This window comes from Rodentibacter trehalosifermentans, assembly GCF_002000545.1.
Classification (GTDB): domain Bacteria; phylum Pseudomonadota; class Gammaproteobacteria; order Enterobacterales; family Pasteurellaceae; genus Rodentibacter; species Rodentibacter trehalosifermentans.
This window is the reverse complement of sequence record NZ_MLHL01000091.1, coordinates 1-22390: the sequence shown is the minus strand read 5'-3', so window position 1 is coordinate 22390 and position 22390 is coordinate 1. Positions and strand designations below refer to the sequence as shown.

The 22390-nt window shown below is 41.8% G+C and carries 22 protein-coding genes, 1 pseudogene and 1 riboswitch; of the genes and pseudogenes, 8 read left to right on the top strand and 15 right to left on the bottom strand.

Annotated elements, in window-relative coordinates; translation table 11 throughout:
- On the top strand, positions 1 to 172 hold a 172-nt coding region (locus tag BKK52_RS14285; protein WP_167367929.1), incomplete at its 5' end, for a transketolase-like TK C-terminal-containing protein.
- A 42-nt stretch (positions 173 to 214) separates the two neighbouring features.
- On the opposite strand, the gene BKK52_RS12445 is transcribed toward BKK52_RS14285, so the two are convergent.
- Together BKK52_RS12445 and BKK52_RS12440 are read right to left on the bottom strand one after the other, a co-directional pair.
- Positions 215 to 784, bottom strand: coding sequence for a flavin reductase family protein (locus BKK52_RS12445; protein WP_077478825.1), 570 nt, complete (start codon positions 782 to 784; stop codon positions 215 to 217).
- 22 nt (positions 785 to 806) lie between these two features.
- Entirely contained in the window at positions 807 to 1067 is a 261-nt protein-coding gene (locus tag BKK52_RS12440; protein ID WP_077474057.1) for a hypothetical protein, read from the bottom strand.
- Here BKK52_RS12440 and BKK52_RS12435 point away from each other — a divergent pair.
- Positions 1059 to 2054 (top strand): TerC/Alx family metal homeostasis membrane protein, encoded by a 996-nt coding sequence (locus BKK52_RS12435; RefSeq protein ID WP_077420535.1) that lies wholly within the window; start codon positions 1059 to 1061, stop codon positions 2052 to 2054. The genes BKK52_RS12440 and BKK52_RS12435 overlap by 9 nt on opposite strands.
- Before the next feature lie 135 nt (positions 2055 to 2189).
- On the opposite strand, the gene BKK52_RS12430 is transcribed toward BKK52_RS12435, so the two are convergent.
- Positions 2190 to 2936, bottom strand: coding sequence for a GTPase family protein (locus BKK52_RS12430; RefSeq protein ID WP_244160256.1), 747 nt, complete (start codon positions 2934 to 2936; stop codon positions 2190 to 2192).
- Positions 2937 to 2938: 2 nt separating this feature from the next.
- A complete protein-coding gene (locus tag BKK52_RS12425; RefSeq protein WP_077474055.1) occupies positions 2939 to 3868 on the bottom strand; it encodes a GTPase family protein in 930 nt (309 codons plus the stop codon).
- A gap of 123 nt (positions 3869 to 3991) precedes the next feature.
- Between BKK52_RS12425 and BKK52_RS12420 the strand changes: the two genes are divergently transcribed.
- Positions 3992 to 4342: a helix-turn-helix domain-containing protein gene (locus BKK52_RS12420; RefSeq protein WP_077421833.1), complete on the top strand. Its 351-nt coding sequence runs from the start codon at positions 3992 to 3994 to the stop codon at positions 4340 to 4342.
- Positions 4343 to 4438: 96 nt separating this feature from the next.
- On the opposite strand, the gene BKK52_RS12415 is transcribed toward BKK52_RS12420, so the two are convergent.
- The 7 genes from BKK52_RS12415 to napF form a co-directional block, all read right to left on the bottom strand.
- On the bottom strand, positions 4439 to 5047 hold the full coding sequence (locus BKK52_RS12415) for a cytochrome c3 family protein (protein WP_077421832.1): 609 nt from the start codon (positions 5045 to 5047) through the stop codon (positions 4439 to 4441).
- Positions 5048 to 5058: 11 nt separating this feature from the next.
- Positions 5059 to 5502 (bottom strand): nitrate reductase cytochrome c-type subunit, encoded by a 444-nt coding sequence (locus tag BKK52_RS12410; RefSeq protein WP_077474053.1) that lies wholly within the window; start codon positions 5500 to 5502, stop codon positions 5059 to 5061.
- Between the two features lie 5 nt (positions 5503 to 5507).
- On the bottom strand, positions 5508 to 6371 hold the full coding sequence (gene napH, locus BKK52_RS12405; protein ID WP_077478824.1) for a quinol dehydrogenase ferredoxin subunit NapH: 864 nt from the start codon (positions 6369 to 6371) through the stop codon (positions 5508 to 5510).
- Positions 6371 to 7177 carry a ferredoxin-type protein NapG gene (gene napG, locus BKK52_RS12400; protein WP_077474059.1) on the bottom strand — a complete coding sequence of 269 codons (807 nt, stop codon included), beginning with the start codon at positions 7175 to 7177 and terminating at the stop codon, positions 6371 to 6373. Before napG ends, napH begins: the two co-directional genes overlap by 1 nt.
- Before the next feature lie 148 nt (positions 7178 to 7325).
- Positions 7326 to 9809, bottom strand: coding sequence for a nitrate reductase catalytic subunit NapA (gene napA / locus BKK52_RS12395; protein WP_077474051.1), 2484 nt, complete (start codon positions 9807 to 9809; stop codon positions 7326 to 7328).
- A 105-nt stretch (positions 9810 to 9914) separates the two neighbouring features.
- Positions 9915 to 10208, bottom strand: a complete 294-nt coding sequence (locus tag BKK52_RS12390) for a chaperone NapD (protein ID WP_077421827.1) — start codon at positions 10206 to 10208, stop codon at positions 9915 to 9917.
- Entirely contained in the window at positions 10201 to 10716 is a 516-nt protein-coding gene (gene napF, locus BKK52_RS12385) for a ferredoxin-type protein NapF (protein ID WP_077421826.1), read from the bottom strand. The genes BKK52_RS12390 and napF overlap by 8 nt, the downstream gene beginning before the upstream one ends.
- Positions 10717 to 11107: 391 nt before the next feature.
- Positions 11108 to 11229: riboswitch (glycine riboswitch) on the top strand.
- A gap of 84 nt (positions 11230 to 11313) precedes the next feature.
- Between napF and BKK52_RS12380 the strand changes: the two genes are divergently transcribed.
- A complete protein-coding gene (locus BKK52_RS12380) occupies positions 11314 to 12693 on the top strand; it encodes an alanine/glycine:cation symporter family protein (RefSeq protein ID WP_077421825.1) in 1380 nt (459 codons plus the stop codon).
- A gap of 228 nt (positions 12694 to 12921) precedes the next feature.
- Positions 12922 to 13242, top strand: a complete 321-nt coding sequence (raiA, locus tag BKK52_RS12375; protein ID WP_077421824.1) for a ribosome-associated translation inhibitor RaiA — start codon at positions 12922 to 12924, stop codon at positions 13240 to 13242.
- A 95-nt stretch (positions 13243 to 13337) separates the two neighbouring features.
- Here the strand turns inward: raiA and menH are convergent, their stop codons facing one another.
- From menH to BKK52_RS12360, 3 genes are read right to left on the bottom strand one after another with little or no spacing between them, the layout of a single operon-like run.
- Entirely contained in the window at positions 13338 to 14075 is a 738-nt protein-coding gene (gene menH, locus BKK52_RS12370) for a 2-succinyl-6-hydroxy-2,4-cyclohexadiene-1-carboxylate synthase (RefSeq protein ID WP_077421823.1), read from the bottom strand.
- 33 nt (positions 14076 to 14108) lie between these two features.
- A complete protein-coding gene (menD, locus tag BKK52_RS12365) occupies positions 14109 to 15815 on the bottom strand; it encodes a 2-succinyl-5-enolpyruvyl-6-hydroxy-3-cyclohexene-1-carboxylic-acid synthase (protein ID WP_077478823.1) in 1707 nt (568 codons plus the stop codon).
- The gene (locus BKK52_RS12360) at positions 15806 to 17098 is read right to left on the bottom strand and encodes an isochorismate synthase (RefSeq protein WP_077478822.1); all 1293 of its coding nucleotides are present in this window, start codon (positions 17096 to 17098) and stop codon (positions 15806 to 15808) included. Before BKK52_RS12360 ends, menD begins: the two co-directional genes overlap by 10 nt.
- A 145-nt stretch (positions 17099 to 17243) precedes the next feature.
- Here BKK52_RS12360 and BKK52_RS12350 point away from each other — a divergent pair, with 145 nt between their 5' ends.
- Positions 17244 to 18458 carry a pyridoxal phosphate-dependent aminotransferase gene (locus BKK52_RS12350; protein ID WP_077478821.1) on the top strand — a complete coding sequence of 405 codons (1215 nt, stop codon included), beginning with the start codon at positions 17244 to 17246 and terminating at the stop codon, positions 18456 to 18458.
- Positions 18459 to 18529: 71 nt separating this feature from the next.
- Here BKK52_RS12350 and typA read toward each other — a convergent pair whose 3' ends face one another.
- Positions 18530 to 20380, bottom strand: coding sequence for a translational GTPase TypA (gene typA / locus BKK52_RS12345; RefSeq protein WP_077478820.1), 1851 nt, complete (start codon positions 20378 to 20380; stop codon positions 18530 to 18532).
- A 199-nt stretch (positions 20381 to 20579) separates the two neighbouring features.
- Between typA and glnA the strand changes: the two genes are divergently transcribed.
- Positions 20580 to 21998, top strand: coding sequence for a glutamate--ammonia ligase (glnA, locus tag BKK52_RS12340; RefSeq protein ID WP_077421818.1), 1419 nt, complete (start codon positions 20580 to 20582; stop codon positions 21996 to 21998).
- Between the two features lie 232 nt (positions 21999 to 22230).
- A pseudogene (locus BKK52_RS14280) lies at positions 22231 to 22287 on the top strand (hypothetical protein); the annotation flags it as partial.
- Positions 22288 to 22390: the final 103 nt, after the last annotated feature.

Genomic DNA, 22390 nt, shown 5'->3' with positions numbered 1-22390 from the left:
ACGTGTGGCGATTGAAGCAGGCATTTCTGATTTCTGGTATAAATATGTGGGCTTTGGCGGCCGTATTGTCGGTATGAATTCTTTCGGTGAGTCAGCGCCTGCCGATCAATTGTTCAAATTGTTCGGTTTCACCGTGGATAACGTGGTGGCGACAGCGAAAGAAATTCTTTGATTTGAATAGGGTGGGAGATTTCCCACCCGTTTTTTAGCACTATTATTTAGCGCTTGTTACATTCAAACCTTCACCAATTTTATAAAACTGTCCACCTGCAATATAGTGCAAGGTTTTCAGCTCATCAGTCGCTTCATCAAATTGCCAATGCCCATTGCTAAAAATACGGTCGTCAGCCCAAGCAGTAAGCAGTTCACCAATAAACATATCATGTTTCTCGTGATTTTCAGGTTCAGGAATCACTTTGCAGATAATCCATGCGGCACAGCCTTCTACCAATGGCACATCAAATCCTTCTTGATAAAAGAGATTTAATTTATCTAATTTTGCCGGATTTTCCTTACGGCTTTCCCCCATATCAACGACCAATTCAGCTTGAGCGACAACCGGAATTTGCACCGCAAAATAACCGCTCTTTTCGATTAATCCGCGGGTATAAGCGGCTTTGTCGATGATCACCATCAATTTTGCTTTGGGGAGATAATCCACAGCACACACCCAAGAGGCGGACATTACGTTTTCAATACCGTCCGCTTTGGCGGAAATCATCGTTGTCGGGCCGTGGTTGATTAATCGGTAAAATTTTTCCAATTCAACAGGTTTAATTGCCATTTTTGTTCCTTGTTTTGTTCATTTATTGATGAAGACGATGTGACTCAAACAGACCAAATATCGGGTTAAATTTTATCTCAAAATGTTGCAATTTTCTCCGATATTCACAAATACTTTTAGTTTGAGAAATAATCATACTGCTGAATTTTTCTTCTGTTGGAAGGTGTTGTAATAGGGGACAGTAAAATTTTAGCAAGGTGGATTTCCAGTCATTGATCGGTATTCTTAATTTTGCTAAGATTTGCGCCATTTTTACACAATTTTGTAGGATATTATGGAACATTTTGGTTTTCCTCTTGAAACAATTTTTGTTTTTTTTGGCGTAATTGCCCTTTCGGTTTACCTTGATTTATTCGCTCATCGCAATAGCAAAGAAATTAACGTAAAAGATGCCGCACTTTGGTCTATTTTTTGGATTGGATTGGCACTTTGTTTTTATGTCTATTTATGGCTTCGTTTTGATGTAGAATGGGCAAATTTATACCTTGCCGGTTACGTATTGGAAAAAAGTTTATCTATTGACAATTTGATGGTGTTTGTTGCCATTTTTGCTTCTTTTGGTATTACTGGAAAACTACAACATCGCATCCTTTATTGGGGGATTATCGGTGCGTTAATTTTTCGAGCTGTTTTTGTGGTCATTGGCACGGGATTATTTGCAGCAAGTCCGTGGGTGGGCTTTGCGTTTGCCGCTTTTGTGCTTTGGAGTGGTTGGAAAATGCTTAAAAGTAGTGGGGAAGAGAACAAAGAAATTGAAGATTATTCCCATCACTGGAGTGTGCGTTGGACCAGTACCCTAATGCCGATTTATACCAAATTATCCGGTGAACGCTTTTTTCTCCGTCATGAGGAAATGAGCGCCGAACAACTTGATTCAACAACCCGTCAAGGCTTGCGATATGTAACCCCCGCATTTCTCTGTTTGATGGCAATCGAAACCTCCGATTTAGCCTTTGCTTTTGATTCTGTCCCTGCGGTGATTGCCGTTACTCAAGAACCTTTGCTGGTTTATGCCGCAATGATTTTTGCTATTCTCGGATTACGCAGCCTCTATTTTATTTTAGCGGCATTAACCCAATACCTTGTCCATCTTGAAAAGGCGGTGATTATTTTATTATTCTTTATCGGGTTTAAAATGGGGTTACAATCTTGGAATCACGCCATTGCCGATACAGGTTTTCATATTTCCCCCAATACCAGTTTAGTTATCGTATTAGGCATATTGGCAATTGGTGTGATTGCTTCGCTGATTTTCCCGAAAAAGGAATAAGAAAACTTTGGGATTTATTTCAATGATGACGAAAAAAATCGACACTCAAGGTGTCGATTTTTTGCTATATCTAGACGGAATCTACCTATAAGAAGACAAATTATGATTTGCCTCGAGACTATAAAATTTGTAATTTTATGCTCTGGTTTTACGACGTTCATAAGGAATATGATCAATAATATGATCCATCAATTTATCTAAATTCCACAATTTTTCTGCACTATAACAAACGGGAGTAGTAATGCTCAAACCGGTTGCTTCTTTTATTCTTTCTTTCACTGAACATGCTTTATCATTCAGAAAATTAAGCAATTCAGGTTCTGGGCGGTTATTTTGATAGTCCCAATTTCTGCCTTTCATCGCCATATCCGCTTGGTTAATCGCAACGATAACCCGCTTCGGTTCAATACATTTCAAGACAATTTGCTCTAGTATTTGATAGGCGGTTCCCATATCACGGCTTGAGCCGTCAAGAATAACAAGACAAAGATCAATAAGATAATATTGTTTTTCATCAAAGGTTCTCAGCAGTAAATCACTCAAATTTATTGCGTGTCTTTCGTCTGCTGCCAAGCCATCCCCAAGACCGGCTGTATCATGTAGGCGAAATCTTTCCGCTTTATATTCTGTGATAAACTGTGTTTCTGGCTCAACACCTATCCCCACTTTTGCTAGGGTTTCCCCAAATAAAGTATTTATCGTTGAGCTTTTCCCTACCCCCGTTGCCCCTATAAGAGAAACATCTAGGGGATAATGCAATCCCCTATCGGAAATAATTGATTTAATTTTTTCTAGTTTCTCGTTACGCATTTGAGGAGTAAACTGGTTATGAGATTCTAAGTAGGATAACTTTTCCAATGAATGTAATATTTCTTTAAACATTTTTACCAAAACTTCAACGAACCTAGTTTCTCTTTAACGAAGTCGATTGCTTTATCAATCAATATCTCCACTCCTTTACCAACCACTTTCATCAATGAATCCAAAAAAGAATCCTTAATTTCTTTTTGGTGTTTCTCAACATTTTCATCTTTTTGCCACATTCTTGGATCTTGGTTAATCTCGTTGGCAAAGACAATTCGTTTTTCTTGTTTGGTATGGCGTAAAATAAACGCAAGTAATTTAGAGAGATTATATGGCTGTTGATAGTCTGCTTTGTCCTGATAGCCGGCTGAATAATAGATAGGTGTAACATCTACGCCTGTGGCTTCCAAAATGCGTTTACGGGTAGATACCACTTTTTCGTTAAGAAATTCAATTAATAGCGGCTCGGGTTCATTTTTTTCTTTGTTCCAATTACGCCCTCTCATTGCCATATCTGCTTGATTTATCGCGATTAATAAACGTGTTTTATCTTCACCTAAATTAGGAATAATCACATTTGTAATTAGTTCAAAAGATGTGCCTAAATCACGGCTACCACCATCTAAAATAACCAGTACAAGATCGATTAATAAATTACCTTGGCTATCTTTTTCAAGTAATTTGCTAATAATACCTTTTGAATGGCGAATATCAGCGTCTTTGCCATCCCCCAATCCCGGGCTATCCCATAAAATAATATTACTGAGTTCAAACTTTTTAATATCCATTGTTTCAGGATCAACCCCCATCCCCACTTTTGCCTTATCCATTCCAAATAGCGCATTAATCGTAGAAGATTTTCCTACACCTGTGCCACCGGTGATAAGAATATTAACTTTAGTATCCCGTAATACCGCCGCATTCTGTAAAACTTTCGCCTTATCAGTATCACTTAGTGAAGGATCGTTTTGAATTTTGTTAATGAAATCATTGAGATTGGTCTGTTGCATAATTTTTCCTTAGTTTTGAAATAATACTCGCATTATAAGAATTTAACTCTTACAAAAGAATTTTAATCTCTTTTTATCCTTTTGTGAATAGATACGATCCTCCTAATTCAGAAGGAAATTCGTATGTCAGAAGAAAATGCTTTGATAGCAAAAAATGTTGGTATGATGATTGCAAAATACAGAAAGCAGGCGGGGCTTTCTCAAGCAAAAGTTGCAGAATTATTGGATTTAAGTATTGATGCTATTTCACGCATTGAGCGAGGAAATATAGTGCCAAACGTACTACGCTTATTTGAATTTGCTGAACTTTTTGATTGTGAACCTTCTGATTTTTTAAATCAAAGTCATCGCTTACAAGATCAATCACGCCAATTTGATGAATTACTTTCTCAATTAAATGCGAAAGATCGAGTCAAACTACTAGAGCTTGTGGAAGCCATGGTGGAATGGAAAAAAGAGACGTTTATTCGTTGATTAAGAAATATTATTGAAGTCCATAACTTAGAAAGCTAACAAAAAATCGACACCTCAAGGTGTCGATTTTTTTATAAAGTGCGGTCAAAATTTTGTTTATTTTGCCTGTTCTTTTTTAAAGCCCGATTCCACTTCACGCATATCCGGTAATTGGTGGGCGATACCTTTGTGGCAATCAATACAGGTTTTACCTTCTGTTTTAATTTTCTCGTGCATTTTCGCTGCAACAGAACGTTGCTCACTAAAATTCATTCGATCCACATTATGGCAATTACGGCATTCTTGAGAATCATTGGCTTTCATTCTTGCCCATTCTCTTTCCGCCATTTCCAAACGGTGAGCATTAAATTTCTCTAAGGTATCCACTTTGCCGGTATAGTGTGCATATACTTCTTTTGCTGCAATGATTTTACGTTTCATTTTTGGGCCGAATTCGTGCGGCACATGGCAATCCGGACAACTTGCGCCCACACCGGTACGGGTTTGATAATGGGCACTGTGGAGATATTCCGGATAAGCATCATTCATATGGCAACTGGCACAAAATTGCTCGGTGTTGGTTTTTTCTAGGCCATAATTAAACCCTACCCAAGATAAGATACCGCCAATAAAGGCTAACGTAATAATACTACCGACCGCCATTCGGCTTGGTTTACGAAACCAATGCCAGAAGCGCACAATGAAATTTGGTTTTTTCTCTGACATAGTCTTCCCTCTTAGTTACCGTAGCCTTTCATTGGTTTAAAATCATTTGGCACGATAGGCTCTACGTTTGATTGGGAAACGTGGCACTGTAAACAGAAATAACGACGCGGTGAGGTATTCGAGCCAATATTCCCTTCACGGTCCATAAAATGCGTTGGGCTGATTCGGGTTGCCCCACTTAAACGTGAGTTTTCCGGGCTATGGCAGTTTAAACATTGGTTAACATTTTTTGTCACCTGATAATTTGCAACACTGTGCGGTACCATCGGTGGCTGGTTGACATAATTTAACGCCGATAATTCACTTTGGCGTGGTGCTTTGTGAAATGCCGGTGTCACATTTTCCGGTGATTGGGTTAAATCTTTGCCCACCGGTTGAACCTCTGTTGCCATCAATGAACCGGCAAAAAGTGCGGTCATTAATCCCACTAAAATTTTAGATTGTTTTTTAGTCATATTAATCACTCCCCTGAATGATCGAATCGAGTCGAGAATTTGAATACTTTTTCAGCACAAACGTCAATACAACGTCCGCAGCTAATGCAATCTTTGGAAAGCACCAGTAGGCTTTCGTCTTTCTTACCATGTAAAGGTGAACGCAATACTTGGGGTTCCGGGCAAATGTTATAGCAATCCATACAATTATCGCACTTCGTACGATCAATCACTTTAATTCGGATAAGGCTTTTGCTGCCAATAACACCATACATTGCCCCCATCGGACATAAATGCCCGCACCAACCATGTTCTGCAATCAATAAATCAAAAAGAAAAATAACCAGAATTAACCAAGCCGTTGCGCCTAAGCCAAAAACAAAGGCCCGACCTAATGCCGCCACAGGGTTAATCCACTCCCACAATAACATTCCGCTTAACGCACTACCGATTAAAATCATCAGCAAAATACCATAGCGTAATCCTCGTGAGAGTTTTGCTGTTTGCCGAATCCCCAGTTTTCGGCGTAACCATGCTGCCGTATCGGTGACCATATTCAGCGGACAAACCCAACTACAAAATACCTTGCTCCCCACCAACGCATAAAAAAGCACAATGATGGCGGCACCGATGAGTGTCAGCGAATCAGGCAAATGGCCGCTAGCAAGACTTTCTGCCGTAATGAGCGGATCACTAAAAGGCACGGTATCTAGCAATAAACTCCCGCTGTAATTCCCTTTTAAGATCCACAGACCAAAATAAGGTCCGCTCAAAAACATCGCAAGAATACTGAGTTGGCTTAACCGTCGCCAAAACAAAAAGCGATGCGTATACCACACGCCCCATTTTTCTCTCGCCTCACGACCGGCATATTTCGGTGCGTTTGCCATTATTTCGTTCCTCCTAAAACCGGTGCTAACACAGGTTCAGCCGGCTCCGGCATAGCGAGGGTTTCAGGCATTCGGGTTGGTAAGGAAATCATTTCTTTTGGTGCAAGAGAATGACCGGCTTTCGCTTTTTCCTCCCAACCTAAACGATAGTGTATCCCCAACATTCCTTTCGCCAAATCCATCGGCAGAATTTTTATCGCCGCTTCCTCCAAAACACAGGCTTGTTCGCATTTTCCACAACCGGTACAGGCATCGGAATGAACCGTTGGGATAAACAATGCATGTTTATCTGAACGGGGGTTATGTTGTTTTTCCAAAGTGATCGCTTTATCGATTAAAGGACAAACCCGATAACACACATCACAACGTAGCCCTTGCCAGTTTAAGCAGGTTTCGTGATCAAGCAGTACCGATAATCCCATTCGGGCATCATTAATATTTGTCGCATGGCGATCTAATGCCCCACTCGGGCAAGCATGGGCACAGGGAACATCCGGGCACATTTCGCACGGTTTGTCACGAGCAATAAAATAAGGCGTTCCTGCTTCCACCGGGGATAATAATGAAGCTAAATGCAACATATCATAGGGGCATGCTTGCACACATTGACCACAACGAATACAAGCCGCAGAAAACGCTTTGGTATCTTGCAACGCAAAAGGGGGGCGTAAAGGCACGCCTTCACGAGCAAGGCTCTGATTTTGTTGTAATCCTAATAAAATCCCCACGCCGACAAGCCCGCCCGTGGTACGGACAGTTTCTTTTAAAAATCGGCGGCGTTCAGGATTAAGATTAGGCTTTTTCATTTTCTTTTTAATCATTGAGCGCACTTTACAACATTAACACTCTCAGTGAATGGGAAGAGAGAATGAAGTAAAGTGCGGTTGATTTCTTACATATTTTTTGGCTCCCCCGTTTACGGGGAAGGCAAGATACATTCACCTTGTAAAGGTACTAAGCCGCTTTTTCCACTTTTACCGCACATTTTTTGAAGTCGGTTTCTTTTGAAATCGGGTCGGTTGCATCAAGTGTTAACACATTAGCAAGCTGACCGGCATCAAAGAAAGTGGTGTAAACCAAACCTCGTGGCGGCTTATTGCGTCCTCTTGTGTCTAAATGCGAAATCATTTCACCACGACGGGAGGAAATCTTAATTTTATCGCCATGGCGTAGCCCTCTTGCTTCAGCATCAAGCGGATGCATCCACACTAAATTATTTGGAAATGCACGGTGTAATTCCGGTACACGACGGGTCATCGAACCGGTATGCCAATGTTCCAACACACGGCCGGTTGATAACCATAAATCGAACTCCGCATCCGGTGATTCTGCCGCCGGCTCATATGGAACAGCAAGGATAATCGCTTTTTTATCCGGATAACCGTAAAATGCCACTCCTTCGCCTTCTTTCACATAAGGATCGTAACCTTCACGATAACGCCATAAGGTTTCTTTACCATCCACCACCGGCCAGCGTAATCCACGGGCTTTATGGTAGGTATCAAATGGCGCTAAATCATGACCGTGTCCACGACCAAATTCCGCATATTCCTCAAATAACCCTTTGTGAACGTAGTAGCCAAAGTGTTCAGATTCGTCATTTAATTGACCTTCTGCCAATTCACTTAATGGGAATTTATCGATCTGACCGTTTTTAAACAACACTTCATATAAAGTCTTACCACGATATTCCGGCATTTGTGCAAGTAATTCTTCCGTCCACATTTCATCGGTGGTGAAGTATTTGGCAAACTCCATTAACTGCCACAAGTCAGATTTCGCCTCACCCGGTGCTTTCACTTGCTGACGCCAGAATTGCGTACGGCGTTCTGCATTACCGTATGCCCCTTCTTTTTCCACCCACATCGCTGTTGGTAGGATTAAGTCTGCTGATAGTGCAGAAACCGTTGGATAAGGATCAGAAACAATCACGAAGTTGCCTTCTTTACGCCAGCCCGGTAAACGGTCGGCATTAATATTCGGCCCTGCTTGCATATTGTTGTTACACATCTGCCACAAGACGTTCATTTTTCCATCGTGCATTGCACGATCTTGGGCAATCGTATCCAAACCGACTTTTTCAGAGATCGTCCCTTTTGGTAATTTCCAAATACGTTCAGCAGTTTCACGGTGTTGCGGATTGGTTACCACCAAATCTGCCGGTAAACGATGTGGGAAAGATCCCACCTCACGCGCTGTACCACAGGCTGAAGGTTGACCGGTTAAAGAGAATGGACCACAGCCCGGAATAGAAATTTTTCCGGTTAATAAATGGATATTGTAGATAAGGTGGTTTGCCCAAACCCCACGGGAGTGTTGGTTAAAGCCCATTGTCCAGAAAGACACCACTTTTTTATTTGGATCGGCATAAAGTTTTGCCAAATGTTCCAGTTGATCTTTTGGCACACCGGATAATTCATGCACTTTATCAAGGGTATATTCTGAGACCAATTGCTTCAATTCTTCAAAAGAGGAATCGTACATTTTACCGGCCGTTTTACGGTTAGTGTCCTTCTCTAATGGATTTTCAGGACGTAAACCATAACCGATATTGGTTTCACCCCGTTTAAATTTAGTGTGTTTATTAACAAAATCCCAATTGATCGCATCATTTTGAATGAGATAGTTAATGATGTAGTTCATAATCGCCAAATCCGTTTGAGGCGTGAACACCAAACCATAATCGGCAAGCTCAAAACTACGATGTTCAAAAGTAGAAAGTACGGCCACTTTCACATCAGGATTAGAAATTCGACGGTCTGTAATGCGTGACCACAAAATCGGGTGCATTTCCGCCATATTAGAACCCCAAAGCACAAATGCCTCAGCACGTTCAATATCATCATAGCAACCCATTGGCTCATCCATACCAAAGGTACGCATAAATGCCACTGCGGCAGATGCCATACAATGACGGGCATTCGGATCAACATTATTCGAACGAAAACCGGCCTTCCAAAGTTTGTTTTTCGCATAGCCTTCCCAAATGGTGGACTGACCGGAACTGAACATCCCAACAGCATTCTGACCGTTCTTTTTGAACGCTTCTTTAAATTTTTCCGCCATGGTTTTGAAAGCTACATCCCAAGAAACCGGCACAAAATCCCCGTTTTTATCGAATTTGCCATTCGTCATACGCAACATTGGCTGTGTTAGACGATCTTTACCGTACATAATTTTAGGTAAGAAATAACCTTTAATACAGTTTAAACCACGGTTTACTTCCGCATCCGGATCACCTTGAGAGGCGACCACTCGGCCCTCTTTCGTACCTACTAACACCGCACAACCCGTTCCACAAAAACGGCATACGGCTTTATCCCACTTGATTTCAGTTTCTGCCGCTACAACGTTTTTAACCGGAATGGTTAATCCCGCCGCAGTTGCCGCCGCCATCGCCGCATTGGCTTTCATAAAATCTCGACGACTTAAATTCATTGCCTTCTCCCCCATAATAGGTTGATATTATTTGAATTAAAATTTCAATGATATGGCATTAGCCCGTCTTCTGTACTATCTGAGGCGGGCTGTCTTGTCTCATTTTTATTTTAATCCACTATGTTTTTTCTCATCTTGCTCGTGATACACCAACGAGACATTAATCACACCATCAATATCTTTTATGCTTTCAATATTATCCAACAAAAGATGTTGATCGTGCGATTGCATCACCACCACAAGTTTTCCCGTTTTTTCATCAAAAGTAGGAATTTCCGTATGTTCAACGGTTAAAAGTGCGGTCTGAATTTTTGCTAATTTTCTTGGATTCCCTTGCACAATTAGCCCGACAACGTGCCAATCCTGCTCATTTTCCAAAATTAAATTTGTATTATTCATTTTTTACGATTTTAATTGCATTTACTGGGCAACTTTTTATGCAGGCACCACAGCCATTGCAAGTATCCCCATTCACTGAAGGCTGCGCAACGCCACCCATTTGTAAGTGAAAGCGAATGGCATTCATCGGGCAATTATCTTGACACGAGCGACATTCAATGCGGCGTTGGGTTAAGCAATTTTCACCAATGTCGATTATGTGTTCCCAAGGTTTTTCATCAAGCGGGCGAAAAATAGGTTGCGGACAAACTTCAGCACATTTTTTACAAAAAGTGCATTCACCGTTTTCAAACCTAACTTCCGGAAAACCACCATCACCTTTGATTAAAATCTTTGTTTCACAGGTTGTAAAACAAGTATTGCAACGGGTACATTTATCAACAAATTCACGTTCACCGATTGACCAAGGCGGGCGGATGACATCAACAGCGGGCGTATTTTTTTGCTGAGACGAAACTAAAAATTTACCGCGTAAAAATTGTCTGCGGGGTAAATTTTCAATTGCCATTTTAGTCGCCTTTTATGAATGCTAATCGGTAAATTTTAGGTGGTGAATTATGTCGTTTCTTATAAATAAAGGGAAATTACCTGAAAGAGGTAAATGAACAAAAATTTGACGATTTATTGTGATAGATCAAGAAAATATTCATTCACTGATTAAGCCGACTTAACAAGATAACGACTTGAGAAATAAAAATATCAGAAATATTGACCGCACTTTATTTTTTCTTCTTTTCCAATAATTGATTGCTTTCTTTGATTTTGCTAAAATCCGCCCCGTTTTTTTCTGATAAATCAGAGAAAATGAGTTCGGATGAAGGTAGCTGGAGAGTAGGGAATGAACCCTACGCCGACGATGTAAAATCTTTCAGGCGCACATTAGTGCAGGGACTGTTACTGGACGAACCCTTGGAGAGATTCATTGCACATATATTGTGTAAATGGACGCCGAAGGCGCAAAAGAGCGGTAGTTTTTAACGCCGTTTTTCAAACGCTCAGGCAAAAGGACAGGGGCAAAAAGACAATCTGTATTTTCTTTCTTTTCACGGATGCTTTTCGTCTCCTTGTTGCGTTTATTTGTTTTTTTAGACCACGAGGAATCATTATGTCATTTACGACAATTTTATCTGCCATTGATAGTTTTATTTGGGGGCCTCCCTTATTGATTTTGCTATCCGGGACAGGGCTTTATTTCACTTTACGTTTAGGTTTCATTCAAGTCCGTTATTTACCCCTTGCGATTAGCTATTTATTTAAAAAAGAGCGGGGTGGAAAAGGGGATGTGTCTTCTTTTGCCGCACTCAGTACTGCTTTAGCGGCAACCATTGGAACCGGGAATATTGTGGGGGTGGCGACAGCGGTGCAAGCAGGCGGGCCGGGGGCTATCTTTTGGATGTGGCTGGTGGCATTGCTCGGCATGGCAACAAAATATGCAGAATGTTTACTGGCGGTGAAATACCGCGTGAAAGATCGCCGCGGGTTTATGTCTGGTGGCCCAATGTATTATATCGAGCGTGGCTTAGGCATTAAATGGCTGGCTAAAATGTTTGCTGTATTTGGGGTGTTGGTGGCATTTTTCGGTATCGGGACTTTTCCGCAAGTTAATGCGATTACACACGCCATGGAAGATACTTTCCATATTCCGGTTATCATTACCGCCATTGTTGTTACGGTCTTAGTCGCAATGATTATTTTGGGCGGGGTAAAACGCATTGCCATTGCTTCGTCAATCATTGTGCCTTTTATGGCAATTTCTTATGTGCTGGTATCAATCATCATTATTTTATTAAATTGGGAACGGGTACCGGATGCGGTGATGTTGATTATTCATAGTGCTTTTGATCCGCAATCGGCTCTTGGCGGCGTACTCGGTTTTACTGTGATGAAAGCTATTCAATCTGGGGTGGCACGGGGGATTTTCTCCAATGAATCCGGTTTAGGCAGTGCGCCAATTGCTGCTGCTGCTGCGCAAACAAAAGAGCCGGTTCGTCAAGGTCTGATTTCAATGACCGGTACTTTTTTAGATACCATCATTGTGTGTTCAATGACCGGTATTGTATTGGTTCTCACCGGAGCGTGGAGTAATCCGGACCTTGCCGGTGCAACAATGACTAACGCCGCATTTGCACAGGGATTGGGATTAGATTTGGGGGCGACCATTGTCACTGTCGGTTTGCTCTTTTTTGCTTTCACGACAATTTTAGGCTGGTGCTATTACGGTGAACGCTGTTTTGTGTATTTGGTGGGAACCCGAGGTATTCGTTTATATCGCCTGATATTTATTATTTTGGTTGGGATCGGGGCTTTCTTAAAATTGGATTTAATTTGGATTCTTGCAGATATTGTGAACGGTTTGATGGCATTTCCAAATTTAATTGCTTTAATCGGATTGCGTAAGATCGTGATTGAAGAAACGAAAGATTATTTTGCCCGCTTGAAAACCAATCATTGTGACCAAGATGAAATCGCTTCTCCTAAAGTATAAAATTCAAAAGGATATCTAATATTGATATCCTTTTCTCCAATTGCTCATCATAGCAATTTTTTCTTAAAAGAAAACCGCTAATATTCGGAAATTAGAGCAAGATCATATTTTTGAATATTAGTCTTTTTTTTACCTAGAAAAGACTTGAAAAAGCACCTTGAGGGGATTATTTTGATATTAAATCAAACCGAACCCAAGGGTTCCTAACAATGCGAAGAGGTAAACGCTATGACATTAAATATCACCAGCAAACAAATGGAAATCACCCCAGCCATTCGTGAACATGTGGAAGGTCGTTTGGCGAAATTGGAGAAATGGCATACACAATTAATTAATCCTCATTTTGTGCTGAATAAAGTGCCTAATGGATTTAGTGTTGAGGCTTCTATTGGTACACCGCTTGGTAATTTAATTGCCACCGCAACCGCTGATGATATGTATAAAGCAATCAACGAAGTGGAAGAAAAATTAGAACGTCAACTCAATAAATTGCAACACAAAGGTGAGGCAAGACGAGCAGATGAGCGTTTAAAAGATTCTTTTGAATAAAAGGGCGGTCGTTTTTTACTTCGTTTTTAAACAGGATGCCAAGGTGAAAACCTTGGCATTTTTTATGGAAGTATTGTGTCTTTTATTGATTTTGCTTAAGTGAGCTTTGAAATCAGACTATCGAGCTTTTTCGCAAAGAGGGTTGGGTTTTCTAAATGGGCATTATGACCTGCATGGGCAATGGTGGTTAAATTAAGTTGCTCAGCCTGTGCAAGGGTTTGGAATTTGCTATCTTGCTCACCGCAAAAATAAAAAAATGGCAGCGAACTTGACCGCACTTTTTCTCGGAAATCTGGTTGCTTGGCAAGGCTTGTGGCAAGGAGCATCTTTCCAATATTTTCACCGCAATTGGCTTTTCGTTTTTCAATGAGCTTTGCCCGTTCATCGGCGGTTAAATGGGAAAACACAGGCTGTTGATACCAATCTTTCAGCACCTTTTCCGGGGCTTCCTTCGCAAATCGTGTTGCCCATTGGGCATCATTTTGCCAACGAGCCTGTTTTTCTTCTTCTGTTTTTAAGCCTAAGTTTGCCCCTTCTAACACAACCGCCTGTAAATTCCCTTTTTCCACATGGGCTTCTAAAGCATAATACATGGCAACACGCCCTCCAAGGGAATAGCCCACCAAAACATAGGGTTCATTGTTGACCACTGTTTTTATTTGTTCGGAAAGGTATTTGGCGGTGTCGTTGAAATGGCTGACTTCAATATTTTTTGCCTTTCCGTGGAAAGGCAAATCAAGGGGGATACAGCAAAAGTGCGGTAGATTTTCGATGACTTTTTGCCAATCATAGCCAGTGCCGAGGAGCCCGTGGAGAAAAATAATCTTCATCATAAAAAACAAAGGGCGGAATTCGCCCTTATTTCCTTAGGCGCCTATGACGGCATGGCTGATTTGTTCAATTAAACCTTTGTAGATATTGCTGCCATCATTTGGATTGGTTTTGATTTCAATCAGCGTGGTTTTACGGCGGGTATAGGCTTGTTTTAACACGCTGCTTAAATCTGCCCAAGTGTAAGGGTGGGCGTATTTAATATCAAACATTGCCGCAATTTGTGAAAAATCACCGTTATGCGGCAGGCGGTAAAAACGATCTTTGACCGCCTCATCCACCGGTAGCATATCGAAAATTGCCCCACCATTATTGTTGATAACAAAAATAATCGTCGGTTGTGTAACGTTTTTGAACAGGGCAAGAGAATTGAGATCATACAAGGTTGAAGTATCGCCAATCATTGCTACAACAGGTTGATTGCTTCCTACACCAATGCCGGCAGCAGTGGCTAATAAACCGTCAATGCCACTAGCGCCACGATTAGTATAAACCGGATAGCTTTCAGGGAGTTTGGTCAGCGCATCCACAAGGCGGACAAATAAACTATTACCGAGGAATAAAATTCCATTGTAAGGCAGCACCCGTTCAATGTGGTGGGCAAGTGAGGCTTCGTTTAAATTTCCACCGACTTGTTGCTCGATAAAACCGGCACAGAATTTAGACAATGCCAAAGGTTCCAACAACCAAGATTTTTGGCGAAGAGGTGGGTGCGCCCGTAACCAGTGGTGAGCTTTCGCATTAAAACGGGTATGCGAATGATGATAAGGATCCACGGCTTTTTGTGTGGCTTCGACAATCCAAAACTCACCCTTGAAGGTTTGTAAAAACTGATTAATACGTTTGCTGATAAAGCGTGAGCCAAATTGAATGACAATATCCGCTTGTAATAATTTTTCACGCACCGTTTGGTTAGCAAGCCAAATATCTGCATAAGGGGTCATCGGTTCTACGCCGGATTGAATATCCGTTAAAAGCACCCAGCCCATGGTGGTGGCCCAAGCGTTAATCCCCATGGCTTGTTCTGCCGGTAATTGCCCAACGACAATCACGCCTCGTTTGGTGCGCCAGTGATCCCAATTTTCGTGCATCAGCACTTCTTGTTGTTGAGATTCGTGGCCAATCCAAGGTTTATAATGTGAAAGCCAACGTTGTAGGGGGGCTAACCAGGGGTGGCTGTCGATAGCGCTTTCTTGCGCTTCGTAAAGGGGCTCGGCAAAAGGCACATTAATATGTACTACCCCGGGCTGTTGTGTTTGTTGAAACAAGGCTTGATCAAGCAAAGAGACTAACCATTGTGCACTATAGTCTGTATTAGGCTTAGGAAGATTGACATTAGCAACAGGGTAGTCGCCAAACATATGTTGTTGCAAAATCGCTTGATTGGCACCACATTCCCATAATTCCGGTGGGCGATCTGCGGTTAACACAATGAGCGCCACGCCGCTTTGACGTGCTTCAATAATAGCAGGGTAAAGGTTTGCCGCTGCAGTTCCCGAGGTGACGATGATTGCCACAGGAGAAGCTGTAGATTTGGCGATGCCTAGGGCAAAAAAGCCTAACCCCCGCTCATCAAAATGGCTATAACAGGTTGCTCGTCCCGCATTTTGTAAACGTACGGCTTCAAGCGTTAATGGGGTAGAGCGTGAGCCGGGGGCAATACAGATATGGGAAACCCCTTGGCGTACCAAGGTTTCTAAAATCACTTTTGACCAACAACGATTAAACACGCTTACAGACATTCTTTTTCTCCATCATTATTTTCTGCAAAAAGGGAAATTAATCCCGATGCCTTACGTTCAATTTCTTGCCATTCTGCCAAAGGCTCGGAGCCTTCAACAATTCCCGCCCCGGCAAAAACACGAATCCGATTTCCCTCAATAAATGCAGAGCGAATTGCCACACAAAATTCGGAATAAACCTCACTCATCACCCCTAATGTTCCGGCATACCAGCCCCGATCAAAGGTTTCAATTTCTGATAAGATCATTCTTGCCTGTTGCTGAGGTAAACCGGAAACCGCAGCCGTTGGATGAATGGCTTTGAGTAGCTCGGCATCCCGATAATGGGCGCTTAGATTTGCCCGAATTTTTCGCAATAAGTGTTGGACTTTGCGTAGGGGTTTGAGTTCGACTTCACTCACATCAAAGGATTCCACCATTGGTTTGATATTTTGTGAAATATCTTGCACCACGAGCCAATTTTCGTTCAAATTTTTTTCATCATTTAATAACCATTCGGCTTGTTGCTGATTTTCTTTTAAATCAGCCGTCATAGGCGCTGTGCCAGCAAGGGCTTCGGTGAGAAATAGATTGTATTCACGGGCAAACAGGCGTTCAGGCGTTGAACCTACAAAGGTCGAACGAGGGTTTTCCGCCCATAAAAAATGATAGCAACCTTGATTGTGTTTTTCACTTTCTGCGAGTAAATCGTAAGGATTTACAGGCTGTTTTAAATGAAACACTCTTTCATTGGCTAAGACCAGTTTGGTGAGTTCGCCTTGTTTTATTTCATACAGTGCTTGATTAACCCAATCGCACCACATTTGTTTATTGGCGCCTTGTTCGGTGTACAGGGGAATTTGTTTTGGTAATGGGCAAAGTGCGGTCATTTTTGGCAATGTTTTTAATTGTGCCAATGTGCTTTGGGCAGAGGCTTTACCTTCCACAAAACAACTGATTGTGGTGTGTTGTTCGTTTGTTTCTAACAACAATTGTGGCAAGATAAATTGCCCGCAGCCTTGAAATTGCAACCCGCCGAGCAGTGGAAAATGAAAGTGTTCAATAAATTCTTGAGCCAAATTTAATGAGCTAAATTTCCGAACAGCACCGAGTGCGGCAATAGATTTGTTTTCATCTCGGAAGTGTAAATAAAACTGTGGGTAAGCGCTTTGAGATTTAAGCCATGCCAACAAGCTGACATTGGCGATATTCACTTGAAAACGCTCAATATCTTTTTTTCCTTGTTGCAAATATTGTTCAATTTGCAGGCTTAATTGGCTTGCTGCTTGCTCTAAACTACCCATTATCTCGTTTAAAAATACACAAAAAAATTAGCCCGTATTCTACCGCAGTTTATCTGTGACAAAAAATTTTTTTGCAAAATCTTTTCAAGATTGAAAATTCAGCGTAAATTAACCGCACTTTCTATAAAAATAAAAGGAACCGATAATGCGATTATTCCCCAAATCCGATAAATTAGAACATGTTTGTTATGACATTCGTGGCCCCGTGCATAAAGAAGCCCTCCGTTTGGAAGAAGAAGGCAATAAAATTTTAAAATTAAACATTGGCAACCCCGCCCCCTTTGGTTTTGAAGCCCCGGATGAAATTTTGGTGGATGTGTTGCGTAATTTGCCTTCAGCGCAAGGCTATTGTGATTCCAAAGGGCTGTATTCTGCCCGTAAAGCCATTGTGCAGTATTATCAATCTAAAGGTATACAGGGGGCGACGGTCAATGATGTGTATATTGGCAATGGTGTATCTGAGCTGATTACCATGGCAATGCAAGCTTTACTAAATGATGGTGATGAAGTGCTTGTGCCGATGCCGGATTATCCATTGTGGACGGCCGCGGTGACCCTTTCCGGCGGTAAAGCCGTGCATTATTTGTGTGATGAGCAAGCCAATTGGTTCCCGGATATTGCAGATATTAAGGCGAAAGTGAATGCCAACACGAAAGCGATTGTGGTTATCAACCCAAACAACCCAACCGGTGCGGTTTATAGTAAAGCGTTGTTGGAAGAAATTGTGGAACTGGCCCGTCAGCATAATTTGATTATTTTTGCAGACGAAATTTATGACAAAATTTTATACGATGATGCGGTTCATCACCACATTGCCGCATTAGCACCGGATTTATTAACGGTGACCTTTAACGGTTTATCTAAAGCTTACCGTGTTGCCGGTTTCCGCCAAGGATGGATGATCTTAAATGGGCCGAAAAATCATGCTAAAGGCTATATTGAAGGCTTGGATATGCTTGCCTCGATGCGCTTGTGTGCCAATGTGCCGATGCAACATGCGATTCAAACGGCATTAGGCGGTTATCAAAGCATTAATGAATTTATTTTGCCCGGCGGACGTTTATTGGAACAACGCAACAAAGCCTATGAGTTGATTACACAAATTCCCGGCATTAGCTGTGTGAAACCAATGGGCGCTCTTTATATGTTCCCGAAAATTGATGTGAAAAAATTCAATATTCATAGTGATGAAAAAATGGTGCTGGATTTACTCCGTCAAGAAAAAGTGTTGCTGGTGCATGGTAAAGGGTTTAACTGGCACTCACCGGATCACTTCCGCATTGTTACCCTGCCTTATGTGAACCAGCTGGAAGAGGCAATCACTAAATTATGCCGTTTTTTAGAAAACTATCGTCAATAGGAAAAAGTGCGGTGAAATCAACCGCACTTTTGATGTAAAAAATGGAATCATTGCTGATTCCATTTTTTTGTTTAATGAGTACTTGTACTGGTGGTTGTACGATTTGCCCGTTTACGATCGTTTTCCGTGAGCAGTTTTTTACGGATACGAATCGATTCCGGTGTCACTTCCACCAATTCATCGTCATCGATAAATTCAATGGCTTGTTCAAGGCTGAATCTCACCGGTGTGGTGAGCACAATAGCATCATCCTTGCCGGACGCCCGCATATTGGTGAGTTTTTTACCTTGTAAACAGTTGACGGTTAAATCATTTGAACGGCTATGGATACCAATGATTTGCCCTTCATAGACTTCTACGTTGGCATCAATCATTAATTTGCCACGCTCTTGTAACCCAAATAAAGCATAGGCGAGGGCTTTCCCTGTGGCATTTGAAATTAACACGCCATTTTTACGTTGACCGATTTCACCACCTTTGATGTCGTCATAATGGCTAAAACTGGAATAAAGCAAACCGGTACCGGAAGTCATGGTCATAAATTCACCACGGAAGCCGATTAGCCCACGGCTTGGAATGATATATTCCAAACGCACACGGCCTTTGCCGTCCGGCAACATATCCCGCACTTCACCTTTGCGGATCCCTAAGGCTTCCATCACCGAACCTTGGTGTTGTTCTTCCACATCAATGGTGACTTGTTCGTAAGGCTCTTGTTTTTTACCGTCCATTTCACGATAAATGACCTTTGGACGGGAGACGGCTAATTCATAACCTTCACGACGCATATTTTCAATGAGTACGGAAAGGTGCAATTCGCCTCGGCCTGATACATGGAATTCATCGGGATTTGGGGTTTCCTCCACACGCAAAGCCACATTGTGAACCAATTCTTTATTTAAACGCTCAAGAATTTGACGTGAAGTTACATATTTTCCTTCTTGACCAGCAAAAGGGGAAGTATTAACACAGAAGAACATGGTCACAGTTGGCTCATCAACGGTTAATGAAGGTAAGGCTTCAACGGCATTGATATCACAAATGGTATCGGAAATATTAAGCTCGCCTAAGCCTGTGATGGCAACGATATCGCCAGCATAAGCCATTTCTTCTTCATAACGCTGCAAACCAAGGTGTCCAAGCACTTGACCGACCCGTCCTTGACGGGTTTTACCTTCACTATTAATGATGGTAACAGGTTGATTTGGTTTAATTGAACCACGTTTAATGCGACCGATACCAATCACGCCTACATAGCTGTTGTAATCTAATTGGGAAATTTGCATTTGGAAGGGCGCATCTAATTCCACTTTTGGCGGTTCAACGTGTTTGACAATGGCTTCAAATAACGGGGTCATATCGTCTGCCAATGCTTCGTGTTCAAGACCTGCCACACCATTTAATGCAGAAGCATAAATGATAGGGAAATCTAATTGTTCATCAGTCGCACCGAGGTTAACAAAGAGATCGAAAACTTGATCTACAACCCAATCAGGGCGGGCACCGGGACGGTCCACTTTATTGATGACAACGATAGGTTTTAACCCATGAGCGAAGGCTTTTTGGGTGACAAAACGGGTTTGTGGCATTGGGCCGTCAAAGGCATCAACCACTAACAGAACGGAATCGACCATTGAAAGCACACGTTCGACTTCACCGCCGAAATCGGCGTGCCCCGGCGTATCCACAATGTTGATACGGTAATCATTCCAGTTAATTGCGGTGTTTTTAGCAAGAATTGTAATGCCGCGTTCTTTTTCTAGATCATTAGAATCCATTACTCGCTCGTCTATGTCTCCACGGGTGGCTTCAAAGGTACCGGATTGCTGAAGAAGTTTGTCAACAAGGGTGGTTTTACCATGGTCAACGTGGGCGATAATGGCAATATTGCGTAGTTTGTTTATATCAATTTTATTTGTCATTGTTTTAAAAAGTTATTAATTAGTTGTGTGGAGCGTGTAAAGTAAAGTTCCACGCATGAAAGGGCGAGGATTATACACGAGTTCCATATCGCCCGCTATGTTAAATCGGAAAAATAAATCCAATGAAAACCATAGGGGATTGCGTTATAATGCGCACTGTTTTAATCACCCTTAATGTAGCAAAATAAGAGGAATTTCAATGTCAAACGCAAATGCCATCACTAATGTATTTAAACTGATTGAAGAAAATGATATTAAATTCGTACTTCTTCGATTTACGGATATTAAAGGCAAAGAACACGGCGTATCCATTCCGGTTAATCTTGTGGATGAGGATATGTTTGAAGATGGTAAAATGTTCGACGGTTCATCTGTAGAAGGTTGGAAAACTATCAATAAAGCCGATATGCTTTTAATGCCAATGGCTGAAACTGCCGTGGTTGATCCCTTTGCGCAAATTCCGACACTCTCCCTTCGTTGTAGTGTATATGAACCGACGACCATGCAAAGTTATGATCGTGACCCTCGTTCCATTGCGATTCGTGCTGAAAATTATATGCGTTCTACCGGCATTGCGGATCAAGCCTTTTTTGGCCCGGAGCCGGAATTCTTCTTGTTTGATGATGTGCGTTTTGATGTGTCGATGAACCGTGCTTCTTTCTCCGTTGATGATGTGGAAGCCGCTTGGAATACCAACAAAAAATACGAAGGGGGCAACAATGCTTACCGCCCGTTGAAAAAAGGGGGCTATTGTGCTGTTGCACCGATTGACAGTGCCCATGATATTCGCTCTGAAATGTGTTTACTTTTAGAAGAAATGGGGTTAGTGATTGAGGCGCATCACCACGAAGTAGCAACTGCAGGGCAAAATGAGATTGCAACAAAATTCAACAGCTTAACCTTAAAAGCCGATGAAACCCAAATCTATAAATATGTGGTACAAAATGTGGCGCTTGAACACGGCAAAACCGCCTGTTTTATGCCGAAACCGATTACCGGTGATAACGGTTCGGGAATGCACTGTAATATGTCATTAAGCAAAGAAGGCAAAAATATCTTCCAAGGTGATAAATATGCAGGTCTTTCTGAAACGGCACTTTACTACATTGGCGGCATTATCAAACATGCCAAAGCATTAAATGCCTTCACCAACCCGACAACCAATTCTTATAAACGCTTAGTACCGGGTTATGAAGCGCCGGTATTATTGGCTTATTCCGCAAGCAATCGTTCTGCCTCAATTCGTATTCCTGCGGTAACCAGCCCGAAAGCCATTCGTATTGAAGCCCGTTTCCCGGACCCAATGGCAAACCCATATCTTGCCTTTGCAGCCTTATTAATGGCAGGGCTAGATGGCATTGTAAATAAAATTCACCCGGGTGATGCGATGGATAAAAACCTTTACGATTTGCCACCGGAAGAACTGAAAGATATTCCTGCTGTGGCAGGCTCTCTTGAAGAAGCCTTAAATGCGTTAGAGAAAGATTACGAATTCTTAACTCACGGCAATGTGTTCAGCAAAGAATTTGTAGAGGCTTTCATTAGCATTAAACGCAAAGAAGTGGAACGCTTAAATATGACCCCACATCCGGTGGAGTTTGAGATGTATTATGCGTAATTAGGTGTCAATGTAACTTCAGCGTTATTCATTCTGACAGGTGAGAAAAGTGCGATCGAAATTGACCGCACTTTCGTTTTTTTATTAACATTCCTTTACATTTTTGTTCTTGTGAAAGCTTAAAATAAGAACTAAAATTTTCATGCAAAAGTTATGGGTAAAAATCATTAAGGATTTTAGAGTGAACAATGATCGATCTCATTGAATTAATTAAAATTCTGTGGAATAAAAAATTTGGCTCCTCCTTTCTGCCTGTGTAGGTACCCTGATTGCGGGTGTATATGCGTTTATTGTGAAAGAAAAGTGGACTTCAACGGCAGAAGTGGTTGCCCCTACCTCAATTGATATGGGGAAATATGTCAATGCGAGATTAAATTTGGGGCTGACGTAGA